This is a genomic window from Phenylobacterium sp. (genome assembly GCF_036263695.1).
GTDB lineage: Bacteria > Pseudomonadota > Alphaproteobacteria > Caulobacterales > Caulobacteraceae > Phenylobacterium.
This window is the reverse complement of sequence record NZ_DATAGM010000053.1, coordinates 1-11,919: the sequence shown is the minus strand read 5'-3', so window position 1 is coordinate 11,919 and position 11,919 is coordinate 1. Positions and strand designations below refer to the sequence as shown.

At 70.9% G+C, this 11,919-nt stretch carries 15 protein-coding genes; 10 read left to right on the top strand and 5 right to left on the bottom strand.

The features are described from left to right. On the bottom strand, nt 1-134 hold a 134-nt coding region (locus tag VHK87_RS02020; protein WP_329633225.1), incomplete at its 3' end, for a hypothetical protein. 80 nt (nt 135-214) lie between these two features. Between VHK87_RS02020 and VHK87_RS02015 the strand changes: the two genes are divergently transcribed. Together VHK87_RS02015 and VHK87_RS02010 are read left to right on the top strand one after the other, a co-directional pair. Continuing rightward, entirely contained in the window at nt 215-925 is a 711-nt protein-coding gene (locus VHK87_RS02015) for a response regulator transcription factor (RefSeq protein WP_329633223.1), read from the top strand. After that, nucleotides 925-2,271 carry an ATP-binding protein gene (locus VHK87_RS02010; RefSeq protein ID WP_329633222.1) on the top strand — a complete coding sequence of 449 codons (1,347 nt, stop codon included), beginning with the start codon at nt 925-927 and terminating at the stop codon, nt 2,269-2,271. Before VHK87_RS02015 ends, VHK87_RS02010 begins: the two co-directional genes overlap by 1 nt. Here the strand turns inward: VHK87_RS02010 and proC are convergent. The 3 genes from proC to VHK87_RS01995 all read right to left on the bottom strand — a co-directional run bounded on the left by proC (nt 2,268) and on the right by VHK87_RS01995 (nt 3,999). Then, nucleotides 2,268-3,065, bottom strand: a complete 798-nt coding sequence (gene proC, locus VHK87_RS02005; RefSeq protein WP_329633221.1) for a pyrroline-5-carboxylate reductase — start codon at nt 3,063-3,065, stop codon at nt 2,268-2,270. The genes VHK87_RS02010 and proC overlap by 4 nt on opposite strands. A 65-nt stretch (nt 3,066-3,130) precedes the next feature. Continuing rightward, a complete protein-coding gene (locus VHK87_RS02000) occupies nt 3,131-3,634 on the bottom strand; it encodes a YbjN domain-containing protein (RefSeq protein WP_329633220.1) in 504 nt (167 codons plus the stop codon). A 131-nt stretch (nt 3,635-3,765) separates the two neighbouring features. Beyond that, nucleotides 3,766-3,999, bottom strand: a complete 234-nt coding sequence (locus VHK87_RS01995) for an accessory factor UbiK family protein (RefSeq protein WP_329633219.1) — start codon at nt 3,997-3,999, stop codon at nt 3,766-3,768. Nucleotides 4,000-4,123: 124 nt separating this feature from the next. Between VHK87_RS01995 and lgt the strand changes: the two genes are divergently transcribed. The 8 genes from lgt to VHK87_RS01955 all read left to right on the top strand — a co-directional run bounded on the left by lgt (nt 4,124) and on the right by VHK87_RS01955 (nt 11,190). Then, the gene (lgt, locus tag VHK87_RS01990) at nt 4,124-5,005 is read left to right on the top strand and encodes a prolipoprotein diacylglyceryl transferase (protein WP_414694094.1); all 882 of its coding nucleotides are present in this window, start codon (nt 4,124-4,126) and stop codon (nt 5,003-5,005) included. Beyond that, nucleotides 5,002-6,066: a class I SAM-dependent methyltransferase gene (locus VHK87_RS01985; RefSeq protein ID WP_329633218.1), complete on the top strand. Its 1,065-nt coding sequence runs from the start codon at nt 5,002-5,004 to the stop codon at nt 6,064-6,066. The genes lgt and VHK87_RS01985 overlap by 4 nt, the downstream gene beginning before the upstream one ends. Beyond that, complete coding sequence (gene pgeF / locus VHK87_RS01980; RefSeq protein ID WP_329633217.1) at nt 6,063-6,833, top strand: peptidoglycan editing factor PgeF; 771 nt, start codon at nt 6,063-6,065, stop codon at nt 6,831-6,833. The genes VHK87_RS01985 and pgeF overlap by 4 nt, the downstream gene beginning before the upstream one ends. A gap of 63 nt (nt 6,834-6,896) precedes the next feature. Further along, nucleotides 6,897-7,829: a ribose-phosphate pyrophosphokinase gene (locus VHK87_RS01975; RefSeq protein ID WP_329633216.1), complete on the top strand. Its 933-nt coding sequence runs from the start codon at nt 6,897-6,899 to the stop codon at nt 7,827-7,829. 114 nt (nt 7,830-7,943) lie between these two features. Beyond that, a complete protein-coding gene (locus tag VHK87_RS01970; RefSeq protein ID WP_329633215.1) occupies nt 7,944-8,990 on the top strand; it encodes a hypothetical protein in 1,047 nt (348 codons plus the stop codon). A 137-nt stretch (nt 8,991-9,127) separates the two neighbouring features. Further along, the gene (locus tag VHK87_RS01965; RefSeq protein WP_329633214.1) at nt 9,128-9,748 is read left to right on the top strand and encodes a 50S ribosomal protein L25/general stress protein Ctc; all 621 of its coding nucleotides are present in this window, start codon (nt 9,128-9,130) and stop codon (nt 9,746-9,748) included. A gap of 29 nt (nt 9,749-9,777) precedes the next feature. Then, the gene (pth, locus tag VHK87_RS01960) at nt 9,778-10,395 is read left to right on the top strand and encodes an aminoacyl-tRNA hydrolase (RefSeq protein WP_329633213.1); all 618 of its coding nucleotides are present in this window, start codon (nt 9,778-9,780) and stop codon (nt 10,393-10,395) included. A gap of 54 nt (nt 10,396-10,449) precedes the next feature. Further along, nucleotides 10,450-11,190, top strand: coding sequence for a hypothetical protein (locus VHK87_RS01955; protein WP_329633212.1), 741 nt, complete (start codon nt 10,450-10,452; stop codon nt 11,188-11,190). 7 nt (nt 11,191-11,197) lie between these two features. Here the strand turns inward: VHK87_RS01955 and VHK87_RS01950 are convergent. Then, on the bottom strand, nt 11,198-11,919 hold a 722-nt coding region (locus VHK87_RS01950), incomplete at its 5' end, for a hypothetical protein (protein WP_329633211.1).

Sequence of the window (11,919 nt, the reverse complement as noted above, 5' to 3'; positions counted from 1 at the left end):
ACGTGCACCTTCGCCTCGCGCCAGGGCACGAACTGGCCGTCCAGCCAGATCCATCCGTCGCGGTCGTCAAAGGGAACGATAGACATGAGGGGGAAGCCTCCTTTCAGCGAGGTTCCCTTACAGCCTGCAGCCATGCTGGCAAAGCAATAGGCTCTGCGCGCCGATCCGCCGCGGCCATCGCCGACGAGCCGCAATCGGGCTATCTAAGTTGTTCATGAGCCTCGCCGAAATCGACCGGAAAGCCCGCCGTCACCTGATCGTCGTCGACGACGACGACCGGATCCGCGAGCTCCTCAAGCAGTACCTGGCGCGCGAGGGCTACCGGGTGACCACCGCCTCCGGCGGCGCGGCGGCCCGCAAGCTGATGGAGACCCTGGACTTCGACCTGGCGGTGTTCGACGTGATGATGCCGGGCGAGGACGGCTTCTCCCTCACCCGCTGGCTGCGCGAGCGCAGCGGGCCGGCGGGACGCACGCCGGTGCTGATGCTGACCGCCCGGGGCCTCCCGGAGGACCGCATCGAGGGGCTGAAGCTCGGCGCCGACGACTACCTGCCCAAGCCCTTCGAGCCGGAGGAGCTGCTGCTGCGCATCCAGGCCATCCTGCGCCGCTCCGGCGACCGGCCGACGCCGCAGGGGGCCCTGTCGCTCGGCCGCTGCCAGTTCGACCTCTCCCGCGGCGAGCTCAGCTGCGAGGGCGAACTCATCCGACTCACCGAGGGCGAGCAGCAGTTGCTGCGCACCCTCGCCCGCTCCCCGCACGAACCGGTCGACCGCCTGGAGCTGGCCAGGGACACCGTCGACCCGTCCGGCCGGGCTGTGGACGTCCAAGTGACCCGCCTGCGCCGCAAGATCGAGGCGGACCCGAAGGCGCCGCGCTACCTGCAGACCGTGCGCGGGGTCGGCTACATGCTGGCCCCGGACTGATGCGCCCGCGCCTGACCGCCCGGATCCTCGCCCGCTGGATCAAGCGGCGGCTGCCCACCAGCCTGTTCGGCCGCTCGCTGCTGATCATCATCCTGCCGGTGGCGCTGATGCAGGTGGCGGTCACCTGGGTGTTCTTCGACGCCCACTGGGAGACGGTGACCAGCCGCCTCTCCGAAGGCCTGGCGGGCGACGTCGCCTGGGCGGTGGAGAGCTATCAGGACGATCCCAGCCCCACAGCCTTCGCCCGCCTCTCCACCCGGGCCGAAGAGTCGTTGTCCCTCTCCATCGCCCTGCAGCCGGGCCGCACGCTGCCGGAGCGGCGGCGATACGCCCTGTTCGCCGTGCTCGACCGCTCCATCGAGCGGGCGCTGTCGGAGCGGCTGGACGCCCCCTTCTGGTTCGACACCACCCGCTACCCGGCCTACGTCGACATCCGCGTGCAGGTCGACGAAGGGGTGCTGCGGATCCTGGCCCCGCGCGACCGCGCCTACGCCACCCAGGGCCACATCTTCCTGCTGTGGATGATCGTCGCGACCATCCTGCTGACCGCCGTCGCCATCCTGTTCATCCGCAACCAGGTGCGGGCCATCGAGCGGCTGGCGGACGCCGCCGACAGCTTCGGCCGGGGGCTCGACGAGGCCGGCTTCAAGCCGCACGGGGCGCGCGAGGTGCGCAAGGCGGCCCACGCGTTCCTGGCCATGAAGAGCCGCATTCAGCGCCACATCGACCAGCGCACCGCCCTTCTAGCCTCGGTCAGCCACGACCTGCGCACGCCGCTGACCCGGCTGAAGCTCGAGCTGGCGCTGGCGGAGCCCAACAGCCGCACGGCCGAGATGAAGCGCGACCTGGCCGAGATGGAGCACATGATTGACGAATACCTCGCCTTCGCCCGCGGCGAGGGCGGCGAGGCGGTCGAGACCGTGCACCTGCGCAGCCTGATCGACGAGGTCAGCGAAGGCGCGGTGCGCGCCGGGGCCCAGGTCCGCGTCGCCGCCGACCCGGAGCTCACCGCGGCCGTGCGGCCGAGCGCCCTGAAGCGCGCCCTCTCCAACCTGGTGATGAACGCCGCCGTGCACGGCGAGCACGTGGAGGTCGCCGCCCGCACCCGCCCCGCCGGCGGCGTCGAGATCGTCGTCGACGACGACGGTCCCGGCATCCCTCCCGACCGGTACGAGGAGGCCTTCAAAGCCTTCTCCCGCCTGGACGAAGCCCGAAACCAGAACGAGAAGGGCGTGGGCCTGGGCCTCGCCATCGCCCGCGACGTCGCCCGCGGCCACGGCGGGGATGTCGAGCTGGGGCCGTCGCCGCTGGGGGGACTGCGGGCGGTGGTGAGGTTGCCGGGTTAAGCCCCCAGCTCCTTCGACCGCCGGGTCGCGGCCGCCACCGCATCGCGCAGCAGCGGCCCGAGGCCGCCCTCGCCCGTCAGCACCTCTAGCGCGGCCGCCGTCGTCCCGCCGGGCGAGGTCACCTGCTTGCGCAGCTCCGCCGGGTCGGCCCCGGTCTCCGCCAGCAGCGCTGCCGCGCCGGTGAGCGTCGCCCGCGCCAGCTTGCGCGCCTCGTCCGGCCCCAGTCCCACCGCCTCCCCCGCCGCTTCGAGCGCCTCGACGAAGGCATAAAGGTAGGCGGGCGACGACCCCGACACTGCAGTCGCCGCATGCATCAGCCGCTCGTCCGCCAGGTCGACGACCGTCCCCAGCGGCTCGAACAGGGCGTGGGCCCGGGCGAACGCCTCCGGGTCGGAGGAGAAGATGCTGGCCGTGCAGCGGGCGATGGCGGCCGCGGTGGTCGGCATCACCCGCGCCACCGGCCGCTTGCCGAACTCGACGGCCAGGTCGGCGGTGGCGACGCCCGCGGCCACCGAGACGATCACTGCGCCTGACGCCAGCCACGGCGTCACCTCGACGGCCGCCTCGCGCCAGATCTGTGGCTTCACCGCCAGCAGCACCGTCCTGGCCCGGGCCAGCTCTCCGTCGGGCGGATTGAGCCGCGCCCCGTCTCGCGCGGCGGCCTCCGCGGCCGGGCCCGGTTGCGGGTCGCGGATCATCAGGTCGGAAGGCGAATAGGCGCCCCTGCGCCGCCAGCCCTCGATCAGCGCGCCGCCGAGCCGGCCGGCGCCCAGCATCAGAATAGGGGTGGTCATCGGGTCCGCTCCGCAAATCCGGCGCGGACCCTAGAAGATCGTGTGGCGGGGGGCGAGTGGGGCCTCTAGGCTTCGCCCACCGTTTCGAACATGCAGGCGGCCATGGCTTCCGCGGGCGAGCGGGCGCCGCGGACCATGAAGTTGAAGGCGGGGTAGAAGCGGTCGGCCGCCTCCACCGCCACGTCGATCATCCCGGCGGCCTGGGCGAGCGAGGGCTGCTCGCCGGTCATCAGGGTCATGGCGTGGCGGAAGACGATCTCGCCGTCGTCCCAGACTTCGAAGTGGCCCATCCACAGGCGCTGGTTGATGATCGACACCAGCTCGAAGTAGGCGGCGCGCTGGGCGGGGTCGGCCTTCAGGTCCACCGACAGGCACAGCTGCAGGCAGTCGGCCTCCGGCCGCCAGGCGAACCACAGCTCGTAGTCCTTCCAGTCGCCGGTCAGGCAGAAGGCGAGGTCGCCGTCTTCCGTGCGGTCGAACTGAAGGTTCTCGGCCGAGAGCACATGCTCGACGACGTCGAGCGGATCGGGGCCGATGAGGATGTCTTCGTCGGGGCGCTGGGTATCCATGAGACCCTGGGTCCTTTCAGGCCGGCGCGAGCGAGGGAGGGCTCCGAATCGCCGTCCGAGATCGAGACTAGTCTGCTTCGCAACCCGCCCGTCAGGGCCTTCGCGTCGCGGGCGAGCCGGAAGCTGTGAATTTAGTCCTGCGGGACGCCCTGGCCCTTGAGGGCGGCGATCTCGGCGCGCAGGGCGGCGATCTCGGCCTTCAGGGCGTCGAACTCGTCGCGGCGGACGAGATCGAGGTCGGCGACCATGCGGTCGGCCTGCGCGCGGAACGCGGCCTTGGCCTCCTCGGTCGCGGCCTGGGCCATGCCCATGGCGGCCGTCGTCAGCTTCGCCATCTCGTCAAGGAAAGGGTTCTGGGTCTGCATCTCACCACTCTAGGCGGCGCGCGCGGCGCCCTCGCGTGTTCCTATATGGGACGGAAGGGTAGGAAAGCGAAGGGCTTTGCGTCTAAACCGGCGCAAGGCGAAGCCCTCAAGGAGACACGGACCGTTGCCGTTCCCAGAGATCGACCCCGTCATCTTCCAGATCCCGGGCTTTTCCCTGGGCGACCTGCAGATCGGCCCGTTCCCCATCCGCTGGTACGCCCTGGCCTACGTGGCCGGCATCCTGCTGGGCTGGCGCTACGTGGTCACCATCGTGCGCAATCCCAAGCTCTGGGAGCGCCGGGGCCCGCCCGCAACCGACATCCAGATCGACGACCTGGTGCTGTGGATCACCCTCGGCGTCATCGTCGGCGGCCGATTGGGCCACGTGTTCTTCTACACCCCCGACATCATCTTCACCGACCCGATGGAGATCGTCCGCGTCTGGAACGGGGGCATGAGCTTCCACGGCGGGGTGATCGGGGTGGCGGCGGCGATGATCGCCTTCTCGCTGCGCTCCAAGCTCGACCTCTACCGCCTCGCCGACCTGGTCGCGGCGGCCCAGCCGATCGGCCAGTTCTTCGGCCGCATCGCCAACTTCATCAACGGCGAGCTCTGGGGCCGGCCCACCGAGGCCCCCTGGGGTATGATCTTCCCGAACGATCCGGAGCGCGTGCCGCGCCACCCGAGCCAGCTCTACGAGGCGGCGCTCGAAGGGGTGCTGGTGTTCCTGATCCTGCGCTGGGCGACGCACGGGCGGCGCAAGCTGCTGAACCGCCGCGGCGTGGTCGCCGGCATGTTCCTGGTCAGCTACGGCGTGGTCCGCATCGCCGTGGAGACGGTGCGCGAGCCGGACGCCTATGTCCCCGCCCTGCCGCTGGGTCTGACCATGGGCATGATCCTGTCCCTGCCGATGCTGGCGCTGGGCGCCTGGCTGATCTGGCGCGGCCTGAAGGAGCCCGTGCCGGCCGAGCCCGCCGCGAGTCCCGCCCCCTCCGCCGCCTCATGAGGCTGGCGCAGCGGCTGGCGGCGCAGATCCGGGCGGGCGGGCCGATGACCATCGCCCAGTACATGACCGCCTGCCTGCACGACCCGCAGGAAGGCTATTACGCGACCCGTCCGGCGCTAGGGGCGGAGGGCGACTTCATCACCGCGCCCCTGGTCAGCCAGATGTTCGGCGAGCTGATCGGCGCCTGGCTGGTGGAATGCTGGGCGCGGCTCGGCCGTCCCGCCCCGTTCCGGCTGGTGGAGATGGGCCCGGGCGATGGGACGCTGATGAGCGACATCCTGCGCCTGGCTCGCCTCGCCCCCGACTTCGCCGCCGCCGCGGACCTGTGGCTGGTGGAGGTCTCGCCGCCCCTGCGCGAGGCGCAGCGGCTCCGGCTGGAGAACGCAGCGATAGCAGCGAAGTGGGCGACGGCGCTCGCCGACGTGCCGGGCGGCGCGCCGCTGCTGCTGGTCGCCAACGAGCTCCTCGACTGCCTGCCGGTGCGCCAGTACCTGCGCACGCCCCAGGGCTGGGCCGAGCGGCTGGTCGGGCTCGACGCCGAGGGCCGCCTCGCCTTCGGCCTGACCCCATCGCCCGGCGCCGGGCCCGAGACGGCCCCGGAAGGCGCCATCTTCGAACGCTCCTTGGCCCAGGAGGCGGTCGGCGCCGAGCTCGGCGAGTGCATCGCCCGGGACGGCGGCGCGGCGCTGCTGATCGACTACGGCCGCGACCGGGCGGAGTTCGGCGACACCCTGCAGGCGCTGAAGCGACATGCGAAGCTGCCCCCTCTCGCCTGCCCGGGCGGCGCGGACCTGACGGTCCATGCGGACTTCCCGGCCGTGCTGGCCGCGGCGCGGCAGGCGGGCTCTGCCACCCACATCCTCAGCCAGGGCGAGTTCCTGCGCCGGCTGGGCCTCGATCAGCGCTGCGACGTGCTGGCCCGGTCTCGCCCCGACAGGGCCGCCGAGCTCGCCCGCCAGCGCGACCGGCTGGCCTCGCCCGAGGGCATGGGCGAGCTCTTCAAGGCCGCGGCCATCGCCTCGCCCGGATGGCCCGTTCCCGCGTTCGAGGAGGCGGCATGAGCCTCTCCCCCATCACCTCGCCGCTGCTCGAGCTGCCGGGCGTGCGCCACGCCTTCTTCACCCGCCAGGGCGGGGTCTCGAGCGGCATCTACGAGAGCCTGAACGTCGGCGTCGGCTCGGCCGACGCTCCGGCCGCCGTCGCGGAGAACCGCCGGCGCGCCGCCGGCCACTTCGGCCTTGGCCCCGAGGCTCTCTCCACCTGCTACCAGATCCACTCCGCCGACGCGCTGATCGCCGAGCAGGCGTTCGGCGACGCGCGTCCTGAAGGGGATGCGGTGGTGACCCGGGCCGCGAGCGTGATCTGCGGTGCGCTGGCCGCCGACTGCGCCCCGATCCTGATGGCGGACGCCACGGCAGGGGTAGTGGCCGCCGCCCATGCCGGCTGGCGCGGCGCCCTCTCCGGCATCGCCGAGGCGGCGGTGGCCCGGATGCTCGAGCTGGGCGCTGAGCCGGGACGCATCGTCGCAGTCGTCGGCCCGTGCATCGGCCCGCAGTCCTACGAGGTGGGCCTCGACTTCCTGCAGAGCTTCACGGCGAAGGACCCTGCCCACGAAGCCTTCTTCCAGCCCGGCGCGGGCGCCGACAAGCGGCTGTTCGACCTTCCGGGCTTCGTGCTCTCACGCCTGCGCGCCGCCGGCGTCGAAACCTGCGCCTGGACTGGCCACGACACTGTCCCGGACGAGGCGCAGTTCTTCTCCAACCGCCGGGCGTTCAAGCGCGGCGAGCCGGATTTCGGCCGCATGCTGTCGGCCATCGCCCTGACCTGAGGCTTGCCCAGCCCCGCGCGCCTGCTACAAGCCCGCGCGAACGGCGATGACGACGGGGGCCCGATGAAGCTGCTGGCCGGCAATTCCAACCCACTGCTCTCCCAGTCCGTGGCCGACCATCTCGATCTCCCGCTGACCCGGGCCCAGGTGAAGCGGTTCCCAGACAACGAAGTGTGGGTGACCATCGACGAGAACGTCCGAGGCGAGGACGTCTTCGTGCTGCAATCGACCAGCTACCCGGCGAACGACAACCTGATGGAGCTGTTGATCTGCATCGATGCGCTGAAGCGCGCCTCGGCCAAGCGGATCACCGCCGTGCTGCCCTACTTCGGCTACGCCCGCCAGGACCGGAAGACCGGCGGCCGCACGCCCATTTCCGCCAAGCTGGTCTCCAACCTGATCACCCGCGCCGGCGCCGACCGGGTGCTGACGATGGATCTGCACTCCGGTCAGATCCAAGGCTTCTTCGACATCCCCACCGACAACCTGCTGGCCGCGCCGCTGCTGGCCGACGACATCAAGCGCCACTACGACAAGCCCAGCGAACTGCTCATCGTCTCGCCGGACGTCGGCGGGGTGGTCCGCGCCCTGGCGCTGGCCAGCCGGCTGAACGCCGACCTGGCCATCGTCGACAAGCGCCGCTCGGGCCCGGGAAAGAGCGAGGTCGCCAACATCATCGGCGACGTCTCCGGCCGCCGGCTGATCATGTTCGACGACATCGTCGATTCCGCCGGCACCCTGTGCAGCGCGGCCCAGTCGCTGGTCGACGCCGGCGCGGTGGAGGTCTCGGCCTACGTGACCCACGGGGTGCTGTCGGGCGCCGCAGTGCAGCGCGTGCGCGACTCCGTGCTGAAGGAGCTGGTGATCACCGACTCCATCGATGCGGCCGACCGGGCGGTCGATGGAAAGATCCGGGTGGTCAGCTGCGCGCCACTGATCGGCGAGGCTATCCGCCGCATCGCGAACGAAGAGTCGGTTTCCAAGCTGTTCGATTAGTCCAATCCGGCTAGTGTCGGCCGGATCTGGTGAACATGCGTTAACCATGCCGCGACACAATCTCGCCAGCACGCACGCACTCTCATTTCCCTTCGTATTCGGGGAAGGCTCCTCATGACGCTTACGCCCAAGTTTCGCGCGGCGATCGCCGGCGCGGCGGTCGCCCTCTCTGCGCTCCTCGCCGGATGCGCGTCGGAGCCGCCGCCGCCACCGCCGCCGCCGCCCCCGCCGCCGGTCTCGCTCGCTCCGCAGCTGATCGAGCAGGCCAGCGCCTATCGCCTCTACATGCAGCGGGCTTCGGCCATCGCGCCCGCCTTCGCCGACGGCCTGCAGGTGCAGGAAGCGCTCAAGACCGGCTCGGCGTACGAGCCGCAGCAACTGCTGAGGGGCGCCATGGCCTATGGCGCAATCGCCGCGCTGCAGGATCAGGCCTTCGTCGCCGGCGTGCGCTCCTACACCACCGACACCCAGCGCCGGACGCAGGTCGCCTACGAGATCATGAAGGACCCGACCTACGTCCTCTCCATCCCCGGCGCGAACAGCGCCGCCGGTCTGGTGGTCACCGCCCTCGGCGGCGAGGCGCGGCAGCTCTACGCGACCGGCAAGGCCGTCAAGCAGGCCGCCTACGACGTGCAGCGCAGCGCCTGGTCCAAGGCCGACGTCCCGAACCGCGACCTGCGGCTGGCGCAGATGAAGAACCTCTCGATCACGCCGCTGGCCGGCGAAGCCGCCGAGACCCTGCGGCTGCAACAGGCAGCCGTCGGCGCCGCTCCGCTGGCCCTGACCGCCGAGCCGGTCAGCCCGCCCTACACCTCGGTGGTGGTCCGCAGCCTGGCGGTCGCGGCCCTGGCGGCGCTGGGCTTCGGGACCGAGGAGTACCTCGGCCACGCGAACGCGATCCTTGCCGACCCGCGCGCCAGCTCGTGCCTATCGATGTCCAAGCTGAATCTCTACCAGTGCCTGGCGGTCTCCAAGCCGCACTACGAGGACGTTTTCTGCCTGGGCCAGCACGCGCTCATCGACACCGGGCGCTGCCTGGTGCGCGGCGCGAGCGGGGCCGACCCGGTAGACGTCACCACCCAGCCGCTGAAGATCGCCGGCCAGCTGCCGGTCCCGGTCGCCTCGCCGCCGGCGGCGGCGGCGACCTCGGCCGCGCCGTAACAAGCTGATCGCACGAGGCGCGGCGCCCGTTGCAACGGGCGCCGCCCTCGTGTATCTAGCCGCACCTTTCGGGCCCCGCGGGGTCCGGACCAACGCCGCGCGGCTCTTGCGCGGCGGTTTCGTTTTGAGGCGAGGCCATGGCCGAGATCGTATTGAACGTTGAAGTGCGCGAGCGCACCGGAACCGGCGGCGCGCGCGCCGCCCGTCGCGAGGGCAAAGTGCCGGGCGTCCTCTATGGCGGCGACAAGCAGCCGGTGGCCATCGCCATCCGCTCGAACGAGTTCCGCAAGGCGCTCTACACGGGCAAGCTGCTGGGCCACCTCGTCACCCTGAAGTACGGGGAAGAGACCCAGCCGGTCATCGCCAAGGACGTGCAGATGCACCCGGTGAGCGATGAGCCGTGGCACTTCGACCTCTACCGGGTCGACGCGCACCAGCAGATCAAGATCGCGGTGCCGGTGCACTTCAAGAACCAGGAAGAGTCCCCCGGCATCAAGCGCGGCGGCACCCTCAACGTGGTGCGCCACGACGTCGAGCTGCTCTGCCCGGCCGACCGCATCCCCGAAGAGCTGGTCTTCGACCTGACCGGCCTCGACATCGGCGACACCATCCGCATCTCCGCCTTCGAGCTGCCGGAAGGCATCACCACCACCATGGACCGTGACTTCGTGGTCGCCACCATCAGCGGCGCCAGCGCTGCGGTGGAGGGAGACGCCGAAAGCGCCGAGGGCGACGCGGCCGAAGGCGCGGAAGGCTAAGCCTTCCGCCGCCTTCCTCGGGGGGCGTCATGCTGATCCTCGCAGGGCTGGGCAACCCCGGCCCGCGCTACGCCGGCAACCGGCACAACATAGGCTTCCGGGCGGTCGACGAGATCGCCCGGCGCTGGCGTTTCGGCGCCGAGCGCCAGCGCTTCCAGAGCCTGGCCAGCGAAGGCGTCATCGAGACGCCGCTGAGGCCCGTGCGCACCCTGATCCTCAAGCCGCAGACCTACTACAACGAGAGCGGCCGAGCGGTCGGCGAGGCGCTGAAGTTCTACAAGCTGGAGCCGAAGGATCTCGTCGTGTTTTATGACGAGATCGACCTGGCGCCCGGCCGCTTCCGGATGAAGACCGGCGGCGGGGCGGCCGGCAACAACGGCGTGCGCTCCATCGCCGCCCAGGTCGGCCAGGACTTCCGCCGCGCGCGGCTCGGCACGGGCCACCCAGGCCACAAGGAGCTGGTGCACGGCCACGTCCTGTCGGACTTCCACAAGGTGGAGCTGCCCTGGGTCGAGGCCCTCTGCCAGGCGTGCGCCGACGCCGCGCCCCTTCTCGCGCTCGGCGAGGACGAGAAGTACCAGGCCGAGGTCATGCGCTTGGCCCCTGCGGACAAGGCCGACCCGCGCAAGGCTGCCCGAGGGGATTGACGCCCCTTAAAGGCTTGGCTGCAAATGTGTCCCATCGGTTGCGCGGGGGGATGCATGCCGCTTCTGATTGGCCTGTCGCTGGCGATGTCCATCGCCTTGGCGGTGCATGTGGTGCGGACCGGCCAGGCCACCTACTGGCTGTGGATCGTGCTCGCCTTCCAGCCGCTGGGCGGGGTCGTCTACGTGCTGGCGGTGCTGCTGCCCGACGTGATGCGCGGCCCAGCCGCCCGTGAGCTGGAGCAGGCGGCCCGCGCCAGGCTCGATCCCACCCGCGAGTACCGGCTGGCCAAGGCGGCCGCCGAGGAAGCGTCCACCGTCGCCAACCAGGCCCGCCTCGCCGCTGCCGCGGCCGGGCTCGGCCAGCATGCGGAGGCCGAAGCGCTCTACCGCCAGGCCGCCAATGGGATCCACGAGGACGACCCGGCCCTGCTGCTCGGCCGGGCGAACGCCCTGATCGAGCTGGCGCGCTACGAGGAAGCCCTGGCGGTGCTGGAGAGGCTCGGCCAGGACGCCGAGCGCGGCCGCACCCCCGCCGCAGCCTTGGCGATGGCCCGCGCCCACGAGGGCCTCGGCCACCTGCGCGAAGCCGACAGCGCCTACGGCTGGGCCGCCCAGCGCCTGACCGGCTTCGAGGCCCTGGGCCGCTACGCCGCCTTTATGGCCCGCACCGGCCGCACCCAGGACGCGAAAGAGGCGCTCGCCGAGCTCGACAAGCGCCTCTCCAAGACCCATCGCCGGTTCCGCCGCGAAGCCCGAGTCTGGCGCGACCTGGCCGCTGCGGAACTCGGGGCCTAGCGGTTCATCAGGCCACGAACTCGTAGCTGACGCCGCCGACCGTCAGGTCGCGCACGTAGATCTCGGCCGTGCCGTTGCCGGAGCCGAGAGCCACGGACCAGCCGAGGATGACGCTGTCGGCGTCGAAGTGCAGCCCGCCGGCCGGAGTGAAGCCGTCGGCGTCAGACCAGTCGCTGAACTCAGTCATATTGACGATCTGGTCGCGGTTGACGCCGAAGGAGCGTTGCCACGCGGTCCAGTCGCCGCCGACGAGGTCCGCTGTCTGCCAGGCGTCCTGCGTCGTCGCGCCGAGGCCCTGGTAGGCATACTCGAAGACCAGCTCGCCGCGGTCGGCCGTGGTGGTCAGGTCGCCGTCGGCGTCGATCGCCAGACGGATGACCGGAATCACGTCCGTACGGTCCGAACTGGCGATGTAGTAGTCGAAGCTGAGCTCGTCGAGGTCGCCGAGGGTGACCCGCTGGTCTGCATCGTGCTCGACGTTCAGGCGCAGCCGCCCATTGTTGCTATCCGTCTGAAGGTAGAGGGCGTCCAGGCCGTCGGGGGCTTCGACGATGGAGATCTCACCTTCGCGAGCCTCCGTGTTCAGCTTGGAGCCGGCGAGCGTGGTTTGCGCGCTCGTCTGATTTGCGCTGGTAGGGTTGTCGTGATCGATCCCCGAAATACGCAGGGTGTAGATCCCGTCGCTCATCGCCTCTTGCTGATGCTTCAGGTGGCCGACGCCCTTGCCGT